Source organism: Hydrogenophaga sp., assembly GCF_030656115.1.
Lineage (GTDB): Bacteria > Pseudomonadota > Gammaproteobacteria > Burkholderiales > Burkholderiaceae_C > Hydrogenophaga.
Map to the genome: position 1 here is coordinate 22,420 of NZ_JAUSOO010000061.1, position 20,941 is coordinate 43,360.

General features: G+C 65.7%; 21 protein-coding genes. 17 read left to right on the forward strand and 4 right to left on the reverse strand.

The annotated features are described in order from the left end of the window. Positions 1 to 58 precede the first annotated feature (58 nt). From Q7J58_RS08605 to Q7J58_RS08650, 10 genes are all read left to right on the forward strand, one after another. Entirely contained in the window at positions 59 to 1,234 is a 1,176-nt protein-coding gene (locus Q7J58_RS08605; RefSeq protein ID WP_304826231.1) for an acetyl-CoA C-acyltransferase, read from the forward strand. A gap of 48 nt (positions 1,235 to 1,282) precedes the next feature. Further along, the gene (locus Q7J58_RS08610; protein ID WP_304826518.1) at positions 1,283 to 1,684 is read left to right on the forward strand and encodes a PaaI family thioesterase; all 402 of its coding nucleotides are present in this window, start codon (positions 1,283 to 1,285) and stop codon (positions 1,682 to 1,684) included. Positions 1,685 to 1,747: 63 nt separating this feature from the next. After that, complete coding sequence (locus tag Q7J58_RS08615) at positions 1,748 to 3,109, forward strand: acyclic terpene utilization AtuA family protein (protein WP_304826233.1); 1,362 nt, start codon at positions 1,748 to 1,750, stop codon at positions 3,107 to 3,109. 1 nt (position 3,110) lies between these two features. Continuing rightward, positions 3,111 to 3,443, forward strand: coding sequence for a hypothetical protein (locus Q7J58_RS08620; protein WP_304826236.1), 333 nt, complete (start codon positions 3,111 to 3,113; stop codon positions 3,441 to 3,443). Between the two features lie 47 nt (positions 3,444 to 3,490). After that, the gene (locus tag Q7J58_RS08625; protein WP_304826239.1) at positions 3,491 to 4,459 is read left to right on the forward strand and encodes a tripartite tricarboxylate transporter substrate binding protein; all 969 of its coding nucleotides are present in this window, start codon (positions 3,491 to 3,493) and stop codon (positions 4,457 to 4,459) included. 151 nt (positions 4,460 to 4,610) lie between these two features. Then, a complete protein-coding gene (locus Q7J58_RS08630) occupies positions 4,611 to 6,434 on the forward strand; it encodes an acyl-CoA dehydrogenase (protein ID WP_304826242.1) in 1,824 nt (607 codons plus the stop codon). Then, on the forward strand, positions 6,434 to 6,736 hold the full coding sequence (locus tag Q7J58_RS08635; RefSeq protein WP_304826245.1) for a Dabb family protein: 303 nt from the start codon (positions 6,434 to 6,436) through the stop codon (positions 6,734 to 6,736). Before Q7J58_RS08630 ends, Q7J58_RS08635 begins: the two co-directional genes overlap by 1 nt. 80 nt (positions 6,737 to 6,816) lie before the next feature. After that, positions 6,817 to 7,608, forward strand: coding sequence for an SDR family oxidoreductase (locus Q7J58_RS08640; RefSeq protein WP_304826248.1), 792 nt, complete (start codon positions 6,817 to 6,819; stop codon positions 7,606 to 7,608). Next, positions 7,609 to 8,037: a PaaI family thioesterase gene (locus Q7J58_RS08645; RefSeq protein WP_304826251.1), complete on the forward strand. Its 429-nt coding sequence runs from the start codon at positions 7,609 to 7,611 to the stop codon at positions 8,035 to 8,037. Between the two features lie 29 nt (positions 8,038 to 8,066). After that, positions 8,067 to 9,083, forward strand: coding sequence for an NADP-dependent oxidoreductase (locus tag Q7J58_RS08650; protein WP_304826253.1), 1,017 nt, complete (start codon positions 8,067 to 8,069; stop codon positions 9,081 to 9,083). A gap of 39 nt (positions 9,084 to 9,122) precedes the next feature. On the opposite strand, the gene Q7J58_RS08655 is transcribed toward Q7J58_RS08650, so the two are convergent. Genes Q7J58_RS08655 through Q7J58_RS08665 form a run of 3 tightly spaced genes read right to left on the reverse strand, consistent with a single transcriptional unit; the run spans position 9,123 to position 12,877 of the window. Further along, positions 9,123 to 10,970, reverse strand: a complete 1,848-nt coding sequence (locus Q7J58_RS08655; protein ID WP_304826256.1) for a TRAP transporter large permease subunit — start codon at positions 10,968 to 10,970, stop codon at positions 9,123 to 9,125. A 3-nt stretch (positions 10,971 to 10,973) separates the two neighbouring features. Beyond that, positions 10,974 to 11,981 carry a TRAP transporter substrate-binding protein DctP gene (dctP, locus tag Q7J58_RS08660; protein WP_304826258.1) on the reverse strand — a complete coding sequence of 336 codons (1,008 nt, stop codon included), beginning with the start codon at positions 11,979 to 11,981 and terminating at the stop codon, positions 10,974 to 10,976. Between the two features lie 14 nt (positions 11,982 to 11,995). Beyond that, positions 11,996 to 12,877 carry a TRAP transporter TatT component family protein gene (locus tag Q7J58_RS08665; RefSeq protein WP_304826261.1) on the reverse strand — a complete coding sequence of 294 codons (882 nt, stop codon included), beginning with the start codon at positions 12,875 to 12,877 and terminating at the stop codon, positions 11,996 to 11,998. Positions 12,878 to 13,068: 191 nt separating this feature from the next. On the opposite strand from Q7J58_RS08665, the gene Q7J58_RS08670 reads away from it, so the two are divergent. From Q7J58_RS08670 to Q7J58_RS08700, 7 genes are all read left to right on the forward strand, one after another. Then, positions 13,069 to 14,775 carry an alkaline phosphatase D family protein gene (locus tag Q7J58_RS08670; protein ID WP_304826264.1) on the forward strand — a complete coding sequence of 569 codons (1,707 nt, stop codon included), beginning with the start codon at positions 13,069 to 13,071 and terminating at the stop codon, positions 14,773 to 14,775. A 109-nt stretch (positions 14,776 to 14,884) separates the two neighbouring features. Continuing rightward, entirely contained in the window at positions 14,885 to 16,594 is a 1,710-nt protein-coding gene (locus Q7J58_RS08675) for an acyl-CoA dehydrogenase family protein (RefSeq protein ID WP_304826267.1), read from the forward strand. A 34-nt stretch (positions 16,595 to 16,628) separates the two neighbouring features. Continuing rightward, positions 16,629 to 17,564 carry a glutathione S-transferase family protein gene (locus Q7J58_RS08680; RefSeq protein ID WP_304826270.1) on the forward strand — a complete coding sequence of 312 codons (936 nt, stop codon included), beginning with the start codon at positions 16,629 to 16,631 and terminating at the stop codon, positions 17,562 to 17,564. Between the two features lie 11 nt (positions 17,565 to 17,575). Beyond that, positions 17,576 to 18,055, forward strand: a complete 480-nt coding sequence (locus Q7J58_RS08685) for a GNAT family N-acetyltransferase (RefSeq protein WP_304826273.1) — start codon at positions 17,576 to 17,578, stop codon at positions 18,053 to 18,055. 23 nt (positions 18,056 to 18,078) lie between these two features. After that, entirely contained in the window at positions 18,079 to 18,987 is a 909-nt protein-coding gene (locus Q7J58_RS08690; RefSeq protein ID WP_304826276.1) for an SDR family oxidoreductase, read from the forward strand. 77 nt (positions 18,988 to 19,064) lie between these two features. After that, the gene (locus Q7J58_RS08695) at positions 19,065 to 19,367 is read left to right on the forward strand and encodes a type II toxin-antitoxin system MqsR family toxin (protein WP_304826278.1); all 303 of its coding nucleotides are present in this window, start codon (positions 19,065 to 19,067) and stop codon (positions 19,365 to 19,367) included. Positions 19,368 to 19,369: 2 nt separating this feature from the next. Continuing rightward, positions 19,370 to 19,771, forward strand: coding sequence for a type II toxin-antitoxin system MqsA family antitoxin (locus tag Q7J58_RS08700; RefSeq protein WP_304826281.1), 402 nt, complete (start codon positions 19,370 to 19,372; stop codon positions 19,769 to 19,771). Positions 19,772 to 19,814: 43 nt separating this feature from the next. Here the strand turns inward: Q7J58_RS08700 and Q7J58_RS08705 are convergent, their stop codons facing one another. Beyond that, positions 19,815 to 20,930: a DUF72 domain-containing protein gene (locus Q7J58_RS08705; RefSeq protein WP_304826284.1), complete on the reverse strand. Its 1,116-nt coding sequence runs from the start codon at positions 20,928 to 20,930 to the stop codon at positions 19,815 to 19,817. Positions 20,931 to 20,941 lie beyond the last annotated feature (11 nt).

A 20,941-nucleotide genomic window follows, 5' to 3' on the forward strand; every position in this document is an offset into this window, starting at 1 on the left:
CCATGGGAGCCCTGGAAGCGGCGGTTTCGCTCCATTTGAATTTCACTAGGAACCCATCATGACCAATGCCGTCATCGTTTCCACCGCCCGCACGCCCCTGGCCAAGAGCTGGAAGGGCGCCTTCAACATGACCCACGGCGCCACGCTCGGCGGCCACGCGGTGCAGCACGCTGTTGCGCGCGCTGGCATCGACGCTGCTGAAGTCGAAGACGTGATCATGGGTTGCGCCAACCCCGAGGGCGCCACCGGCGCCAACATCGCGCGCCAGATCGCCTTGAAAGCCGGCCTGCCCATCACCGCATCGGGCATGACCGTCAACCGCTTCTGCTCGTCCGGCCTGCAGACCATTGCGCTGGCCGCGCAGCGCATCATCGCCGGCGAGGGCGATGTGTACGTGGCCGGGGGCGTGGAAAGCATTTCCTGCGTGCAGCAGGAGATGAACCAGCACATGCTCAAAGACCTGGCGCTGGAAAAGCAGAAGTCCGAGATCTACTGGAACATGCTGCAAACCGCCGAGCAAGTGGCCAAGCGCTACGGCATCGGCCGCGACGCCATGGACGAATACGGCGCCGCCAGCCAGCAGCGCGCCACTGCTGCTCTCGAAGCCGGCCTGTTCAAAGCCGAAATTGCGCCCATGACGGTCACCGCTGGTGTGGCCGACAAGGTCATGGGTCTGATGACCAAGCAGGTCACGATCGAGAACGACGAAGGCATTCGCGCAGGCACCACGAAAGAAGGCATCTCCGGCCTGCGTTCGGCCCTGCCGGGTGGCCTGGTCACCGCCGGCAACGCCAGCCAGTTTTCAGACGGCGCCGGTGCCTGTGTGCTCATGAACGAAACCCTGGCTGAAAAGCGCGGCCTGCAGCCGTTGGGCCGCTTCCTGGGTTTTGCCGTGGCTGGTTGCGAGCCCGACGAAATGGGCATCGGCCCCGTGTTCGCCATTCCCAAAGTGCTGGCCCGCCTGGGTTTGACGATGGACGACATTGATCTGTGGGAGCTGAACGAAGCGTTTGCGGTGCAGGTGCTGTACTGCCGCGACAAGCTGGGCATTCCGCACGACCGCCTCAACGTCAATGGCGGCGCCATCGCCGTGGGCCACCCCTACGGCGTGTCGGGCCAGCGCCTGACCGGCCACGCGCTGATCGAAGGCAAGCGCCGCGGTGCCAAGCGCGTGTGCGTGACCATGTGCATCGGCGGCGGCATGGGTGCTGCGGGTGTGTTTGAAGTCTTGTAAGGACTTCCGGTGAGCGACGTCACCGTCAGCCCCGAGGTGTTTCTGGCGATGGGTCGCGAGGTCCTGGCCTCGCAGCCTTTTTCCACACTCATCGGTGCCGAGCTGGCGGCGCTCTCGCCAGGCCGTTGCGAACTGCAGGTGCCGATCACGGAAGCGGTCAAGCAGCAGCACGGCTTCGTGCACGGTGGCGTGCTCAGCTACGCCGCCGACAACGCGCTCACCTACGCGGGCGGCACGGCCCTGCGCGTGCCGGTGGTCACCTCCGAGTTCAAGATCAACTACCTGCGCCCGGCCATCGGCGAGCGCCTGATCGCGCGCGCCGAAGCCGTGCACACCGGCAAGTCGCAGGCGGTCTGCCGCTGCGATGTGTTCGTGGTGAAAGACGGGGAAGAGAAGCTCTGTGCGGTGGCGCAGGGCACGATCGCCGCGCTGCCCGCGTCGCCAACCTGAGCGGGCGCCGGTGCCGGGGTTCACCCCATGTCCACCGCTCGCCTGTCGCACCATACTGCCACGATGACTCCCTACCGCATCGGCTCCGGTGCCGGCTACGCCGGTGACCGCATCGACCCCGCGCTGGACCTGGCCGAGCGCGGTGAACTGGATGCCCTGGTGTTCGAGTGCCTGGCCGAGCGCACCATCGCCCTGGCCCAGCTGCGCCGTGCCCACGATCCGCAGGCCGGGTACGACCCGATGCTGAAAGCCCGCATGCGCGCCGTGCTGCCGGCCTGTGTGCGCAACGGCGTGACCCTCATCACCAACATGGGCGCTGCGAACCCGATGGCGGCCGGGCAGGCCGTGCTGGACGTGGCGCGCGAACTGGGCCTGCCGCGCCTGCGCGTGGCGGTGGTGACGGGCGACGACGTGTTGCCCTGGATGCTGGCGAACGATGTGCCGCTGATGGACACGCCCGACAGCGTGCGTTCGCTGGATGGGCGCCTGATTTCTGCCAACGCTTATCTGGGCGCCGATGCTTTGTTGCCCGCGCTGCAGGCGGATGCGAACGTGATCATCACCGGTCGCGTGGCCGATCCCTCGCTGTTTCTGGCGCCGCTCATGGCGCACTTTGGCTGGGCCGACGACGACTGGCACCACCTCGGTCAGGGTCTGCTGGTCGGGCACCTGCTCGAATGCGCGGCCCAGGTCAGCGGCGGCTACCTGGCCGACCCGGGCCATGTGGACGTGCCCGATCTGCACCGCGTGGGTTTCCCGCTGGCCGAGGTCTCGGCCGATGGCAGTGCCGTCATCACCAAGCTGCCGGGCACCGGCGGGCGCGTAGACCGGCTCAGCTGCACCGCGCAGCTGCTGTACGAAGTGGAAGACCCCGCGCATTACCTGCAGGCCGATGTGGTGGGGGATTTCTCCGGCGTGCGTTTCAGCCAACTGGCGCCCGACCGGGTGCAGGCCCAAGGCGCCAGCGGCCGCGCCCGGCCCGAGCAGCTGAAAGCCACGCTGGGTTACCGCGACGGTTTCATCGGCGAGGGCCAGATCTCCTACGCCGGCCCGGGCGCCCGCGCGCGTGGCGAACTGGCGCTGTCCATCCTGCGCCACCGGCTGGACGACGCCACGTTGTCCCACGGCCTCAGCGGTCTGGAACACCGCGCCGAGCTGATCGGCGTGAACGCGATGCACGGCCCTCAGCTGGGCGCGGACCGCGAACCCTACGAGGTGCGCGTGCGCCTGGCGGTGCGCTGCGCCAACCGTGCGCAGGCCGAAGCCGTGGGCCAGGAAGTGGAGGCGCTCTACCTCAACGGCCCGGCGGGTGGCGGCGGCGTGACGCAGTCGGTGCGCGAGGTGATCGCCGCCGCCTCGGCCCTGGTGCCGCGCAACGCGGTACAGCCGCGCTGCGACATCCTCGAACTGAGCGCGGAAGCTTGACATGACAGTACCGTCAAAAAAAACAGCCCCCCACCGCACGCTGCGCGACATCGCACTCGCCCGCTCGGGCGACAAGGGCAACCGCGCCACGCTCAGCGTGATCGCGCTGGAGCCGGCCGACTACCCCGAGATGGAGCGCCTGCTCAGCGTCGAGCGGGTGCAGGCCCACTTTGCGGGCGTCGTGCAAGGCCCGGTGCAGCGCTACACCTTGCCCGATCTTGCCGCGGTGCATTTCGTGATGTTCGACGCCCTGGGCGGCGGCGTCACGCGCTCGCTGGCCCTCGATGCCCACGGTAAAACCCTGGGTGCGGCGGTGCTGGATCTGCCGCTCTGAGCCCTACACTGACCCCGCCTTTTTACAACCACCCGAAGGAGACTCTGATGCGTTCTGTGTTCCGACTGCTTGCCACCGCCGCCGCCGCGCTGGCGTGTTCATCCGCCGCGCTGGCACAGGCCTGGCCCGACAAACCCATCAAGGCCGTGGTGCCCTTCGCGGCGGGCAGCGCCACCGACACCATCGGCCGGGCCTTTGCACAGAAGATGCAGGAAGCCCTGGGCCAGCCCATCGTGATCGACAACAAGCCCGGCGTGAACGGCATGCTGGGTGCTGATGCGGTGGCCAAGGCAGCGCCCGACGGTTACACCATCCTGATCGGCACCAACAGCACCAACGCAGCGCTCAAGAGCCTGATGAAGCAGCTGCCCTACGATCAGGACAAGGCTTTTGCGCCCGTGGCCTACATGGGCTCGGTGCCATTGATCATGTCGGTCAACAACGATGTGCCGGCCAAGACGCTGAAGGAACTGGTGGACATGGCCAAGGCCAAACCCGGCAGCATCAACTTCGCCAGTGCCAGCACCTCGCAACTGGTGTCCACCGAGATGATGGCCGGCATGGCCGGCATCCAGCTCACCAACGTGCCTTACAAGAGCGGACCGGCGGCGATGACGGACCTGCTGGGGGGTGTGGTGCACATGTTCAGCGCCGACTTTGCCGTGATGCTGCCGCAGGTGAAGGCGGGCAAGGTGCGTGGCCTGGCCGTCACATCCTCCAAACGCTCGCCCGCCGTGCCCGACCTGCCGACGGTCAACGAAGCCCTGGGTCTCAAAGACTACGAGCTGATCGCCTACTTTGCGGTGTTTGCGCCGGCTGGCACGCCCGCCGACATCGTGGCCAAGCTCAACAAGGCGGTGAACGAAGCGGCCAACAGCAAAGAGATTCAGGATCGGTTCGCCGGCATCGGCTTTGCCGTGGACCCAGGCACACCCGCAGACCTGGCCAAGCGCAGCGTGACCGAAACCGCCAAATGGGCCAAGGCGATCCGCGACGCAAAAATCGAACCCCAGTAACGGGTGCGCGGGGCGGTGCCGGCTGGCACTGTCCCGCAGCGGACTGTCTCGCGAGGGACGAAATTCACGGTCCTGTCGGGACTTGCCTCTTGTTCTCGCGCCTGCAGGCGGCACACTTGAAATCCACTGCCACTCCGCACGAACCGTTGCCATGAGCCTTCGCCCCACCATCGATTTTTTGCTTCACAACTGGCTCGGTGTCGAATCGCTCAACCAGCGTGAGCGTTTCGCTGACCACAGCCGTGAAACCTTTGACGCGGTGCTGGACACCTGTGAACGCATTGCGCGGGAAAAATACGCGCCCTTCAACCGCCTGGTAGACACGCAGGAACCGCACTTTGACGGCGAGCAGGTGACGCTGCCGCAGGCCACGCACGACGCGCACAAGGCCTATGCCGAGAGCGGCATGCTGAGTGCGGCGCAAGACTACGACGTGGGCGGCATGCAATTGCCCTACACGGTGGAAGCGGCATCGAATGCATTTTTTGCCATGGCCTCGGTCAGCATGGGCAGCGGTATGCTGACCACGGGCAACGCCAACCTGCTGATGAAACACGGCACCGAGGCGCAGAAGCGCGTGTTTGCGCTGAACGAATTCAACGGCCGATTTTCCGGCACCATGTGCCTGAGCGAACCGCAGGCGGGTTCCAGCCTGAGCGACGTGGTGACCCGCGCCGTGCCCGACGGCGAGGGCTTTGAGGCCGATCCACTCGGCCCGCGCTACCGGCTCAAGGGCAACAAAATGTGGATTTCGGCCGGCGAACACGAGCTGACCGAAAACATCATCCACCTGGTGCTGGCCAAAATTCCGGACAAGCACGGCCAGCTGGTGCCGGGCGTCAAAGGCATTTCGCTGTTCATCGTGCCGAAGAAGCTGGTGGACACCGAAGGTACCCTGACCGGTGAACGCAACGATGTGGCGCTGGCTGGCCTGAACCACAAATGCGGCTGGCGCGGCACCACCAACCCGCTGCTGAACTTTGGCGAGGGCAAGTACCCCGTGAAAGGCGAAGCGGGCGCCGTGGGCTACCGGGTGGGCCAGCCGGGCAGGGGCCTGCAGTGCATGTTCCACATGATGAACGAGGCCCGCATTGGCGTGGGCATGGCGGCCACCATGCTGGGCATGGCGGGCTACCACGCGAGCCTGGACTACGCAAAAAACCGGCCACAGGGCCGCCCCATTTCCAGTGGCGGCAAAGACGCCGCCGCGCCGCAGGTTCGCATCATCGAACACGCCGACGTGAAGCGCATGCTGCTGGCGCAGAAGAGCTACTGCGAAGGCGCGCTGGCGCTGGAGCTGTATTGCGCCCGCCTGGTGGACGAGATGCACACCGCCACGTCAGACGTGGCCGACGACGCGCGCCTGCTGCTCGAAGTGCTCACCCCCATCGCCAAAAGCTGGCCCAGCGAGTGGTGCCTGGAGGCCAACAGCCTGGCCATTCAGGTGCACGGCGGCTACGGCTACACGCGCGATTTCCCGGTGGAACAATACTGGCGCGACAACCGCCTGAACATGATCCACGAGGGCACCCACGGCATCCAGGCCATGGACCTGCTGGGCCGCAAGGTGCTGATGGAAAACGGCAAGGGCCTGCAGTTGCTGGCCGGTCGCATCAACGCCACCATCGAACGCGCCATTCAACAGCCCGAACTGGCCGCACACGCCCACGCCTTGGGTGCCGCCCTGGCGCAGGTGGGCGCTGCCACGAAGGCCGCCTGGGCCACCGGCAACCCGCAAGACGCGCTGGCCAACGCCGTGCCTTACATGCAGGCCTTTGGCCACACGGTGCTGGCCTGGATCTGGCTGGACGTGGCGCTGGCCGCGCACGCAGCGGCAGATTCACCGGCCCGCACCGGGCGCCTGGGCGCCATGCGTTTCTTTTTCCACTACGAACTGCCCAAAATTGGCGCCTGGCTGCAGGTGGTGAGCCACCGCGACCCGACTTGCGCGAACCTGCCCGAGGAGGCTTTCTGATGCTGCACCACATCGTCATGTGGAAACTGAAAGACCACGCCGAGGGCGCGGACCGCTCGACCAATGTGCGCAAGGCCCAAGCATTGCTGCAAGCCTGCGCCGCGCTGGTGCCAGGCGTTGTGAGGTTTGAGGTGGGCACGGCCCAGCCCGGGCTGGAATGCACCTACGACCTGGTGCTCAACACCACCTTCACCGACCACGCCGCCCTGGCGGCCTACCAGAATCACCCCGACCATGTGGCGATCAAGCCGTTCATGAAGGCGGTGGTGCAAGAGCGCCAGTGCATGGATTACGAGACTTGAGATAAACGGCTGAGAACGTGCCCCCACCCCAACCCTCCCCCAGCGGGGGAGGGAGCCTTACAAACCCACAAGGAGACAACATGACCCGAAACATCCAGCAACTCTTCGACCTCACAGGCAAAACAGCCCTCATCACCGGTGGCTCTCGCGGCCTGGGCCTGCAAATGGCTCATGCGCTGGGCGAAGCCGGTGCCCGGGTGGTGATCAGCTCGCGCAAGGCCACCGATCTGGAAGAAGCCACGGCCGAGCTGCAGGCTGCGGGCCTGGATGCGCGCTGGATCGCCGCCGACTGCTCGCTCGAGGAAGACATTCGCCGCCTCACCAGCGAAACCCTGCAGCGCGTGGGCGACGTGGACATTTTGGTGAACAACGCCGGCGCCGCCTGGGGCGCCCCGGCCGAAGACCACCCGCTCGAAGCCTGGGACAAGGTGATGAACCTGAACGTGCGCAGCTACTTTTTGCTGAGCCAGCTGATCGCGAAGGCCAGCATGATCCCGCGCAAGAGCGGCAGCATCATCAACACCGCCTCCATCGCCGGCCTGGGCGGCAACCCCTCGGGCATGAAAACCATTGCCTACAACACGTCCAAAGGCGCGGTGATCAACTTCACCCGTGCGCTGGCCGCCGAGTGGGGCGAACATGGCATCCGCGTCAACGCCATCTGCCCGGGCTTCTTCCCCAGCAAAATGACACAAGGCACGCTCAAGGCCATGGGCGAAGAGAAGCTGGCTTCGCACGCGCCCCTGCGCCGCCTGGGCGACGACGAAGACCTGAAGGGTTTGACGGTGCTCTACGCCTCCGACGCCGGCAAACACATCACCGGTCAGTGGCTGGCGGTGGACGGTGGCGTCAGCGTGATCACGGGAGGCTGAGTGGAATTTTCGGTTCACATCCCTTTTGTCGAACATCTCGGCTTTGAATTGCGCACGTTCGAAGGCGGCGAGGCGGAAATCGCTTTTGCGCCCCGGCCCGAGCATGAAAACTCGTTCAACGTGGTGCACGGCGGCGCCAGCATGACCCTGCTGGACGTGGTGATGGCGCACGCCGCGCGCAGCGTGGAGCCCGCCATGGGCTGCGTCACCATCGAGATGAAAACCAGTTTCATGCGTGCCGCCAAAGGCCCACTGCTGGCCAAAGGGCGCCTGTTGCACCGCACCGCCACCATGGCGTTCACCGAAGGCAGCATTTTTGACGCGGCCGGCAAGCTCTGCGCCCACGCCACCGGCACGTTCAAGTTCGTGGCCCGCCTGCCTGTGGGTGGTAAATCCACCCAAGCCCTCAACACCATCAAGACCGACTGATCGGCCTTTTACCCCCGGAGACACCCCCCATGCCCACCAACCAACAAATCGTGCTCGACAACCGCCCCCAAGGCGAAGCCACGGTCAGCAACTTCAAGCTGGTCACCACCGAAACCCCGGCTTTGGCCGACGGACAGGTGCTGGTGCGCCACCACTACCTGAGCCTGGACCCCTACATGCGCGGGCGCATGAACGACAGCAAAAGCTACGCGGCCTCGCAGCCGCTGGGTGAGGTCATGATCGGCGGCACCGTGGGCGAGGTGGTTGAATCCAAACACCCCAAGCTCAAGGCGGGTGACCCGGTGGTCGGCATGGGTGGCTGGCAGCAATACAGCGTGGTGGACGCCACGCAACCCGGCGCGCTGCGCAAGGTGGACACCACCCACGTGCCGCTGTCGTATTACCTGGGCGCGGTCGGCATGCCCGGCGTGACCGCCTGGTACGGCCTGGTGAAGATCATCAACCCCCAAGCCGGTGAAACCATGGTGGTGAGCGCCGCCACGGGCGCGGTGGGCAGCGCCTTTGCCGCCCTGGCCAAGGCGCGCGGCTGCCGCGTGGTGGGCATTGCCGGTGGGCCGGACAAGTGTGCTTATGCGGTCGATGAATTGGGTTTTGATGCCTGCATCGACTACAAGCTGCACCCAGACATGTATTCGCTGGCCAAGGCGCTCAAGCAGGCCTGCCCGAACGGCGTTGACGGCTATTTTGAAAACGTCGGGGGCATGGTGCTCGACGCGGTGTTGCTGCGCATGAACGCCTTTGGCCGCATCGCCGTGTGCGGCATGATCGCCGGCTACGACGGCCAGCCCCTGCCGCTGGCCAACCCGGCGCTGATTCTGGTGAACCGCCTGAAGATGGAGGGCTTCATCGTCAGCGAGCACATGGAGGTGTGGCCCGAAGCCCTGACCGAGCTGGGCACGCTGGTGGCCACCGGCAAGCTGCGCCCGCGCGAGACCATTGCGCAGGGCATCGAGAACGCGCCCGAGGCTTTCCTGGGCTTGCTCAAAGGCAAGAACTTTGGCAAGCAGCTGGTCAAGCTGATTTGAGTGGTTGGGCGGGCAGAACAACGAGCACGTGTTCTGCGTTTAAACGCCCAGCACCACACCCGGCAGCCAAGTCGACAAAAACGGCAGCAGCGACAACGTAAGCACACCCAAAAAGATGGCCAGTGCTGCGGGCAGCACGGCCACCGCCACCTCGCGCAGCGATTTGCGGAACATGGCCGATGAAAAATACAGGTTCATGCCCGAGGGCGGCGTCAAATAGGCCAGCTCCAGATTGGCCAAAAAGATGATGCCGAAATGCACCGGGTGGATGCCGTAGGCCAGCGCAATGGGCAGCAGCAGCGGCACCAGCACCACGATGGCGGCGTAAATTTCCATCAGTGCGCCGGCCAGCAGCAAGAACAGGTTGAGCGCAATCAAAAACGCCCATTTGTTGGGCAACACCGATTGCACCCATTCAATGGCCAGGTCGGGAATGCCCGCGTCCACCAGGTAATTGGTCAGTCCCAGCGCCATGCCCAAAATGAGCATGATGCCGCCGATGACTTGCGCGCATTCGGTGAATACGCGCAACACGCCGCGCCCGTCCAGTTCGCGGTGCAGCAGGCATTGCGTCAGCAGCGCATAGGCGGCGGTCAAGGCGGCGCTTTCGGTGGGGGTGGCAAAGCCGCCCACCAGCGAGCCCACGGCCACCACGGGCGCCAAAATTTCCCACTTGGCGGCCCAGGCCGCGCTGCGGGCGCCGGCCATGTCGGGGCGCGCTGCGGCCAAGGCTTCGGATTGGGTAGTCAGGCCGCCTCGGCGCAAATAGCCGCCCACCACCAGCAGAAAAAACACCATCACCAGCGCGGGCAACACGCCGGCCAGAAACATGGTGTTGATGGGCACGCGGGCGATGATGGCGTACATGATGAGCGGCACCGACGGCGCCAGCAGCACGCCCAGCGCGCTGGCGCTGGTGACCAACCCAATGCCGCGCCGCTCGGGAAACCCGGCCTTCATCAGCAAGGGCAGCAACAGGCCGCCCAGCGCCAAGATGGTGACGCCACTGCCGCCGGTGAGCGCTGTGAAGCACGAACACAGCACCGCAGCGGCCACCGCCGTGCCTTTCACCCCGCCGCCAAACAGCGCGGTGAACAGCACGCCCAACCGGGCCGCTGCGCCGGTGCGGGCAAACACCAGACCGGCCAGCGTGAACAGCGGCAGCGCGGGCAACGACGGGTTGACCGTGATTTGGTAATGGCTCAGCGGCACGGCGGCCAGCGGTTGGCCTTCGCTCCAAAACAGCGCCAGCGCCAGCCCGCCCAACACGGTAAACACCGGCGCGCCGCACAACAGCAACAGCAGCAGACCCAAGGCAAAAGGCCACAGCGCCAGCGTGTGGCCGTCAAACTGCCCGGCAAACAGCCAACCCAGCAGCGGCAACAGCAGCGTTGCCACACGCAGCGAAAGTTGAAAGCGCCCTTCAGGCCATTCCAGCCGCCAGGCAAAGCGCAGCCCCAGCCACACAAACCCCAAGGGCATGGCCGCAATGAACACAACGCCCGGTATGCCGTAGGCAATGGGGCGCGGCACCTGCATTTCGGCCAGCCAAAAACTGGCGCTGGCCTGCGCCAGCATGCCGCAGAGCAGCGCCGAACCGGTGCGTGCCCACAGGGCCGCCAGGCGGCGCAGGCGCGGGTCGGCTGAGCCCGCCAAGCCAGCACCCAGCGACGTGAGGTGCCCGCCGCGTTCGGCCACCAGGGCGCCAAACATGGCCAACACCAGCCCGGCGTGTTGCACAAACACGGGCGCGTTGGCAATGCCCATGCCCAGCAGCGGGCGCATCAGCATCTCAATGAGCGGCAGGGCCAGCATCAGCGCCAGCGCAGCCCCGGCCAACACGGCGTCAAACGGCCACAGCGCCGGGCGGCGCAGCACGGTCACCATGGCTCAGCGCTTGCCAGCGCGGTAGTCTTTCAGATGCCCCACCACCTCGTCAAAGGTGTCGGCAGGCACCATGCGCCCGCGTATCTGCGGGTGCAGGCGCTCGGCCAGCGCGGTCCAGGCCTGCAGTTGTTCGGCGTTCGGGGTGTTCACCGTGAGCCCGCGTTTTTGCATGGCGGCCACGGCTTCGTCCACCTCTTTGCGTGCCTGCGCGCGAATTTCAACACCCGCTTTGGCGCTCGCGGCGCGCATGGCTTGCTGGGTGGCGGGTGTCATCGCGTCCCACGACTTTTTGGTGACGACAAAGGCGCCCACAATCGGCGCCCAGTTCAGGTCGAGCATGTGCCCGGCGGTGTTGTAAACCTGCGTGGCCAGCGCGAAATAGGGCGTGGAGGGCACGGCGTCGATCATGCCGGTCTGGATGGCGGGCAGGATGTCGGCGGTTTCCAGTGGCACCGGCGTGTAGCCCAGCCGCTTCATGATTTCTTGCTGCTCCACCTCGCCGCCCCAGGCAAAAAACTTCATCGACTTGTAGTCGTCGGGGTGGCGTGCGGGTTTTTTTGAGAAAAACCGCACCCAGCCCGCATCGCCCCAGGCCAGCACCACAAAGCCCTGCGCCAAAAACTTCTGCTCCATCGCCGGGCGAATTTTTTCGCGCACATAGTCCACCTCTTCCCAGCTGCGAAACATCAGCGGCATGGCCTGCAACGCGGCAATGGACGGCTCAATTTCGCGCAAGCCGACCACCGACATCAGCGCACCCTGCATCTGGCCAATGCGCATGCGCCGCACCATGTCGGCCTCGCCGCCTTGGCTGCCGTCGGGAAACACCAGGTATTTGCCGCCGCCTTGCGCCGTGCGCCAGGCTTCGCCCACCAGCATCAGCTGGCGGTGGTACAGCGAGTTTTTGGGCACCAGGGTGCCTATGCGCAGCTGTTGTTCTTGGGCCGACACCCCGGGTGCCGCCGTCAGCAGCGAGGCGCCCATCAGCAGCGCGGCAAGCAGTTTTTTCATGCGTTGTTTCAAAATTAAAAAAGATCGGGAGATTGCTCAAGCAGCCAGGTCGCGCGCCGCCGCATGATCTGGTTTTGCAGCGTCAGCGGGCTGCCCGTGGCGTCGGGCACGGCCAGGGCTTGTTGCAGCAGTTGCTCAAAGGCTGAGCGGTCACCGGCGGGCAGGGCCAGGCCCTCGGCCTTGGCCACAAACGCCGCCACGCTGCGCCCTTGGGCCAGGTGCAAGGCTTCGTCAAACCAGCGCGCCGCCTGCGCTTTGTCGCCACCGGGGCGCGAGGCTTCAAGGGTGGCTCGCAAACTGGTCAGGGCACCATTGCCCCAGCCGGGCGCGGAGGCGTCGGCCAGTGCAGCCAGGCGCACCACCAGCGGCAGGTCGGCCACCACATCAGGCTGGTCTTTGGACTGGGCAATCCAGCTGCCCCAGGCGGCGGCCGCCCAATAGGCCAGCCCAACATCGTCCGGGGCCAGCCGCAGCGGCGCCTGTGGGTTGGCCAGTGCTTGCACCAAGCCGGGGTGGCGTTGCTCCAGTGCCGTGATGGCGTGGTTTCTGGCCCGTTGGTACAAAGCAGCGGCGCGCTGGCGCAGGCGGTGCGCGGCAGCGCTGTCTTGCGCTTCCAGGCGGTCGGCCTCCAGCGCCACAAAGGCGTAGGTGTATTCGGTCATGCGCGCGGCCAGGCCCTCGGCCAAGGCGCCATGCCCCGGGGTTTGGGCCAGCACCGCTTCAGACAATTTGAAATAAAACGGTGCCGCATCGCGGGCCAGTTCGGGGTCGTTTTCGGCCCCTTGGCTCTGGCCCGCCAGCTCGCTGGCCAGGCTGTTGATGACCAAATGGCGCGGCGAGCAGCCCGACAAAGCCACCGCCAACAAAACCATCAGGGGCCAAGAAACAAACACCATGCTGCGTCCGATCGTGTTGCTGAAGATGGCCACTGTATGAACGGCCTGTTACATGGGCGTGACATCCGGCGCACCCTTGGCCTGGGGCACTGGCTTTCTCACTGCCTCGCAGGTTGAACCGACCGTTGACACAGAGCTTTCATGGGAACGACGTAGCGTGTGGCACACCCCTTCACTTTCACCCACATCGCATGAACACACACCCTTCACGTCGCGCATTCGTCATCCGGGCGGCTGGCATTTCGGCCGCGATCGCCAGCGGCGTGTCGCTCTCGGCTTGCGGCGGCAGCGACCCAGAACCCGAGTTTCTGTATGGCGTGGCCAGCGGCGACCCGCTGGCCGATCGGGTCATTCTCTGGACCCATGCCCAGTTCCCGTTCCTCAGCGACGCGGTGAACCTGCGCTACGAAGTGGCCCAAGACGCCAGCTTCAGCACCGTGGTGAGCCAAGGCACGGTGCGCGCCAGCGCTGACACGGGTTACACCGCCAAGGTGGACGCCACCGGCCTGAGCGCTGGCACGGTGTACTACTACCGTTTTGTCTACGGCAACACGCGCTCCCCGGTGGGCGTGACGCGCACCTTGCCCGCCACCGCCAGCAGCCTGAAACTGGCCGTGATGAGCTGTTCCAACTACCCGGCGGGCTACTTCAATGTGTACGGCGAAGTGGCCAGCAGCGATGCCGAATGCGTCATCCACCTGGGCGACTACATCTACGAATACGCCGCCGACGGCTATGCCTCGGGCACCGCCGCGTCCATGGGCCGCACGTCCAAGCCCGCCAACGAATTGCTGAGCCTGAGCGACTACCGCGCCCGCCACGCCCAATACAAAAGCGACCCCGACAGCAAAAACCTGCACGCCAAACTGCCTTTCATCTGCATTTGGGACGACCACGAAATCGCCAACGACGCCTACAAGGACGGCGCTGAAAACCACAGCCCAGCCACCGAAGGCACCTGGGCGGCGCGCAAAGCCGCCGCCCTGCAGGCCTACCACGAATGGATGCCCATTCGCACCGGCAGCGACAAGGCCAAGATCTACCGCAGCTTCAACTTTGGCGGCTTGGCCAGCCTGCACATGCTGGACACCCGCTTGATTGGCCGCGAAGCGCAAATCGACATTGCCGCCCTGGCCGGCTTGAAGGGTGCTGATGCCAGAAACACCGCATTGGCCGCGTTCAGCTCGCCCACCCGCCAACTGCTGGGCACCGAACAACTGCAGTGGCTGCAAGGGCAAATGGCCGCCAGCACCGCCACCTGGCAAGTTCTGGGTCAACAGGTGCTGATGGGGCGCATGGAGTTCCCGGCCTCGGTGCTGGCGGCACTCAACACGTCCGACACCTCGACCGAAGCGCAAGCGGCAGGCCAGAAGGCCGTGACCGACTACCTGACCGCCAAGGGCACCCCGGCCAACTTGCGCACCCCCACCCAAGCCGCTCTGATGGACACGGCGCAGAACCCCAAGCTGGGCTACAACCTCGACGCCTGGGACGGCTACATCGTGGCCCGCGAAACCCTGCTGGGCACCGCCGCCCAGCTCAACAAACGCCTGGTGGTGCTCGCTGGAGACACCCACAACGCCTGGCACAGCGACCTGACCCTGATGGGACTGGCCAACCCGGCGCTGGCCGGTGTGAAAGTGGGTGAAGAATTTGCCACCAGCTCGGTCAGCTCGCCGGGCCTGGAGGAATACCTCGTCACCCTGACGCCGGCCCAGATCAAAGGCATTTTTGAAGGCGTGGTAGACGACCTGAACTGGATGGACGCATCGCGCCGGGGCTACCTGAAAATGACCTTCACCGCCACCGAAGCCAAAGGCGAATGGTTCTTTGTGGACACCATCACCAGCCGCAGCTACACCGCCAGCCTGGGCCATACGGCCCGTTGGGCGGTCTGACAGCCACCGCGCTGAAACAGCCCCGCTGGAGTTGGGCCGTCAAACGGGCGACGCAGATTCGCCGGGTTTTGCCCTAAGGTGTTGTCTTTCTCATTGGGGAGACACGCCCATGCCCGCCACCCACGAAGTCTTCAACCAGCCCGCGCCGCTGGTCGATGTGAACCTCTTTGCCGGCAACCGGCCGCTGCAGGCGGCGCTGGCCTTCAACGCACCCGCCCTGGACACGGCCCACCTGCACGCCCTGGGTCAACAAGTGGGCAGCGCCGACATGCAGAACCATGCGCGCCTGGCCAACGTGTTCACGCCCCAGCTCAAAAGCCACAGCCGCTTCGGCCACCGCATCGATCAGGTGGAGTTTCACCCCAGCTACCACGCGCTGATGACGGCGGCCACGGCGGCCGGTTTGCACGGCACGCCCTGGGCACAAACCCGCCGTGACGCCGGGCCGCCCCAAGGCGCGGCAGCCCCCTCGGGGGGCAGCGAACCACACGAAGTGGGGTGCGTGGGGGCTCACACCCTCCGCGCCGCCGGTTTCATGCTCTTCACCGAGCTGGAACCGTCCATGCTGTGCCCCATCTCCATGACCTACGCGGTCACCCCGGCCCTCAAAGACAACCCCGCCATCTATCAAGACTGGGCACCGCAGCTCACCAGCCGCGCCTACGACCCGGCCTTGAAGCTTTGGAAAGACAAAGCCGGTGTGACCATGGGCATGGGCATGACGGAAAAGCAGGGCGGCTCGGACGTGCGCGCCAACACCACGCAGGCCGTGCCCGACGGGTCGGACGGCTGGGGCCAACGCTTCAGCGTCACCGGCCACAAGTGGTTCTTTTCAGCGCCCATGTGCGACGCCTTCTTGATCTTGGCGCAGACGCCCGCAGGCCTGAGCTGCTTGTTTTTGCCGCGCGTGCTGCCCGATGGTTCGCTCAACCAGCTGCACATTCAGCGCCTCAAAGACAAGCTGGGCAACAAGGCCAACGCCAGTTCCGAGGTGGAATTCACCGGTGCCACCGCCTGGCTGGTGGGCGAAGAAGGCCGGGGCGTGCCACAGATTCTGGCCATGGGCACCCTGACGCGGCTCGACTGCGCGCTGGGCACCAGCGGGCTCATGCGCCACGCCCTGTCGATCGCGCTCCACCACACGGCGCAGCGCAGCGCCTTTGGAAAAAAACTGATTGACCAGCCGCTGATGAAAAACGTGCTGGCCGATCTGGCGCTCGAATCCGAAGCGGCCACCGCGCTCTCGCTGCGCCTGGCCCGCAGTTTTGACCGCTCCGGCGACGCCCACGAACAGGCCATGCAGCGCCTGCTCACGCCGGTGGCCAAGTTCTGGATCTGCAAACGCGGCAGCCACTTTGCGCAAGAGGCCATGGAATGCCTGGGCGGCAACGGTTACGTGGAAGAGGGCGGCGAGGGCATCATGGCGCGCATTTACCGCGAAATGCCGGTCAACAGCATCTGGGAAGGCGCGGGCAACATCATGGCGCTGGACCTGTTGCGCGCTCTGCGCAAGGCCGACGCTGGCGCCGCGCTGGCCCACGAACTGGCCCCCGCCCAGGGCATGCACCCCGCGCTGGACCACCTGGTCGCCAGCCTGCCCAACCGCGTGGAGCTCATGGCCACCGAAATGGAAGCCCGCCGTCTGGCACAAGACGTGGCCCTGGCCGTGCAGGCCACGCTGCTGGCGCAAACCGCCCCCGCCGCCGTGTTCAGCGCCTTTTGCGATTCGCGCCTGGCGGGCCACTGGGGCCACAGCTTCGGCTCGCTGGGCGCGGGGGTGGACTTTGATGCCATCATCGCCCGCGCCATGCCCACCTGAACGTTCAACGCCCAACGCTCAACGCACCACCACCATGTCCGATCTCATCCTCCACCACTACCCCAGCTCGCCCTTTTCAGAAAAAGTGCGCCTCATCCTGGGCCACAAGCAGCTGGCCTGGCAGAGCGTGGTCATTCCGCGCGTCATGCCCAAGCCCGACGTGCTGGCCCTCACCGGCGGTTACCGCCGCACGCCGTTTCTGCAAATCGGTGCCGACGTGTATTGCGACACGGCGCTGATCTGCGATGTGCTGGAACACCGCCAGCCCACACCCACGCTCTACCCCAACCACCTCAAGGGCATGGCCAGGGTACTGGCCCAGTGGGCCGACAGCACCCTGTTCTGGGCCGCCATGGGCCACAACCTCAGCCCCACGGGCGCGGCCGCCCTGTTTGCCGGGCAGCCCCCCGAAGCCGCCCAGGCCTTTGCCGCCGACCGGGGCGCCATGCGCGCGGGCATGTCCAGCCTGCGCCCCGGCGACGCCACCGCTGCTTACAAAAGCTATTTGCGGCGCCTGTCCACCCTGGTGGAAGACCAGCCCTTTTTGTTGGGCGAACGACCTTGCGTGGCCGACTTCGCCGCTTACCACCCGCTGTGGTTCAGCCGCGTGGTCAACCCGGCCATGGCCGGCATTCTCAACGCCACCCCGGCGGTCATCGAGTGGATGGACCGCATGGCCGCCATCGGGCATGGGCAGATGAGCAAGCTCAGCGCCACCGAGGCCATTGCCATTGCCGCAGCCGCCCAACCGGCGCCCCTGGGCGACGATGTTTTTCAGGACGAACACGGCATTGCGCTGGGCAGCCGCGTCACCGTGGCTGCCGAAGCCTTCGGGCAAGAGCCCACCGAAGGCATCTTGCGCGCCGCCACCCGCACCCGCTACACGCTGGAGCGCACCGACGAGCGCGCGGGCACCCTGCATGTGCACTTTCCGCGCATCGGCTTCGTGTTGCGGGCCGTGCGCGCTTGAGCCCGACCGCTTTGGGCCCAACCGTTGCTCCCTCGGTGGTTTGGCGCTGCCTGCCGTTTGATGCGCTGCGCCCGCGCACGCTCTACGCCCTGCTGCAGCTGCGCAGCGCCGTGTTTGTGGTGGAACAAACCTGCGCGTTCCAAGACCTGGACGGCGCCGACCCAGCCTGCATGCACCTGCTGGGCGAGCGCCTGAGCCCGGGCCATGAGCCCGAATTGCTGGCCTACACCCGCCTGGTGCCCACCGGCCTCAAGTACCCCGAGGCCAGCATTGGCCGCGTGGTCACCGCGCCCGCCACACGCGGCACCGGCCTGGGCCATGTGCTCATGGCCGAGTCGGTGCGTTGCCTGCACAGCCTGTGGGGCGTGCAGCCCATCCGCATCGGCGCGCAGGCGCATCTGCAAAGCTTTTACCGCCAACACGGCTTTGAAGCCGTGGGCGAGCTGTACGACGAAGACGGTATTGCGCACACCGAGATGCTGCGCCTTTGACAACAACCCCCAGGAGACAACACATGATCGACAACTTCAAACACAAAACCGCCGTGCTCACCGGCGCCGGTTCGGGCTTTGGCCTGGAATGCGCCCGCATCGGCGCCAGCCTGGGCATGAACCTGGTGCTGGTGGACGTGCAGCAAGACGCGCTGGACCGCGCCGCCGCTGAAATGACCGCCGCCGGTGCGCAGGTGCTCGCCCGTCGGGTGGACGTGTCCAACGCGGCGCAAATGGAAGCGCTGGCCGCCGAGGTGCAACAACGCTTTGGCGCGCCGCACTTTGTGTTCAACAACGCCGGCGTGGGCTCGGGCGGGCTGATCTGGGAAAACTCCGTCAAAGACTGGGAATGGGTGCTGGGCGTCAACCTCTGGGGCGTCATCCACGGCGTGCGCCTGTTCACCCCCATGATGCTCGCCGCCGCCAAGGCCGACCCGGCCTACCAAGGCCACATCGTCAACACCGCCAGCATGGCCGGGCTGTTAACCCCGCCCAACATGGGCATCTACAACGTGAGCAAACACGCCGTGGTGAGCCTCACCGAAACGCTCTACCAAGACCTGAAACTGGTGAGCGACCAGGTGAGCGCCAGCGTGTTGTGCCCGTATTTCGTGCCCACCGGCATCAGCCAGAGCCACCGCAACAAACCCGCCGAACTCGTGGACGAGACGCCCACGCAAAGCCAGCTGATCGGCCAGGCCATGAGCGACAAAGCCGTGAGTTCCGGCAAGATCACCGCCGCCCAGGTGGCCGAGATGGTGTTCCAGGCCATGCGCGCCGACCAGTTCTACATCTACAGCCACCCCAAAGCGCTGGGCAACGCCCGGCAACGTTTTGACGCCATCGTGGCTGGCACCAACCCAGCCGACCCGTTTGCGGAGCGGCCTGAGATTGGGGTGGGGTTGCGGGCGGCGCTGCGGGCGGGCGGATAACGGCCTCGAATAACCTGACCCCATGTCCTGCTTCAGAAAATGGGAAAAATTCACCGATTAGGTTATATTTCTAGCCGATGGAAAAAATCACACCGCACTGCAAGCTGCCAGCCGTCAAAGCCTTGGTGGAGGCGGGCCAGGTTAGGGCCACAGCCAGCGCCTTCAGCGGGGCGCGTGAGCTCGGCATTGATACTCTGGACGGGATGTGTGCTGTTGTCCTGGCGCTCACTTCCGCCGACTTTTACAAAAGCATGACAACCCATGCCGATCACCGTGTGTGGCAGGACGTGTACAGAGGCAAGACGGCAGGCGGTGATGAGGTGTACCTGAAGCTGACCGTCATTGATGACGTGTTGATCGTTTCATTCAAGGAGCTATGACCATGAAATGCCCATGCTGTGGCGCGGCCGAACTGATCCATGACACGCGCGACATGCCCTACATCTACAAGGGCGAGAACACCACCATCCCGGCGGTGACCGGAGACTTTTGCCCGGCTTGCGGTGAAGTCGTCTTGACCCGCGAGCATGGCGACCGTTACAGCGAGATGGTCGGCCTGTTTCAACGTCAGGTGAATGCCGCTTACGTCGATCCCAGCTACATCGCCAAGGTTCGAAAGAAGCTCGATCTTGATCAGCGGCAGGCCGCTGAACTCTTTGGCGGTGGCGTCAACGCCTTCTCGCGCTACGAGAACGGCAAGACCAAGCCGCCACTGTCCCTGGTCAAGCTGTTCAAACTGCTGGATCGTCATCCTGATCTGCTCGCAGAGGTCAGAACCGCCTGACCTTCGCGAAACTCGCCGTTCTCAGACCTCTGAGTCGAGAACCTCACCGAAGCGCTGTTCCCAAACCTGAATTCGCCGCCACCCCCTGCGCCAACGCCCGCGCCGACAGCGGCGCACAACCCTCAGCCTTGTTGCTGATCGTGACAAAGGCGTTCTGCCCCGCGCCCGTCACGCCGCGCACCGTGCGCACGATCAGCGCCCGCGTCTCTTCGTCCACATCGTGGATACGGTCGTAGGGTTCGTAGGAGCGCTGCGCATCCTCGTAGCCATAAGCACCGTGCAGCGGGTTCAGGTTCCAGCGGCACACCATCGGCCCCGGCCAGAGCGCACGCAGCAGCGGCAGCTGCTCGGCCATGCGCGGCATCTTGGCGTGCAGGCCCAGGCAATAGGTGGCGCCGGTTTCCTTGAGCACGTCCGCCAACAGCGGCGCCATGACCGGCGAAAGCCATTCCGGGTCGCGCACCTCCACCGCCACCACGCCATCGGGCGTGGCGCCGCGCACATCGGGCAGCGCCCGCAGCAAGGCGCGCAGCCGCGCCAGCACCAGCGGCAGGCGCTGCAATTGTGAAAAAGGCAGCGGGCTGAGCTGAAACACCAGCGCACCCACCTTGTCGCCCAGCCCGGCCAGCGCGGGGGCAATGAATTCCTGCGTGGCCAGCGCCGGGTCCAGAAACGCCGTGTTGGGCTGGCGGCCCTGGCCCTGTTCGCCGCGCACCAGCGCGTCCGTCACCAGCGCGGGCGCCTTCACCACAAACCGGAAATCGTCCGGCACCTGGCTCGCATAGCGTGCGTACTGCGCCTCGGTCAGCGGGCGGTAAAACGACCGGTCAATGCCCACGCAGCGCAGCAGCGGGTGCTGCGCGTAAGCCGTCAGGCCGTTTTTGGCCAGCACCGCATCGCTGTAAGGCCCCTCGTCCCACACGATGCCAGCCCAACCGGGGTAGCTCCAGGTCGAAGCGCCCAGGCGTATGCGCGGGTTCAGGCTGGCGGCCAGAGCGCGGGTGGTCTCGTCGTGGGGCAGGGTGCGGACTTCGCCCGAGCGGCGGCGGGTAACGGCTGGCGCGGCGGGGTCTTCGTCCACCGAGTCGGGCGCGGTGGCGAGCGGTTTGGGTTGGGTGGGCGGCGGTGCGGGTGGCGCGCCGAACAGGTCATCTTGCATGTTGTGTTGGG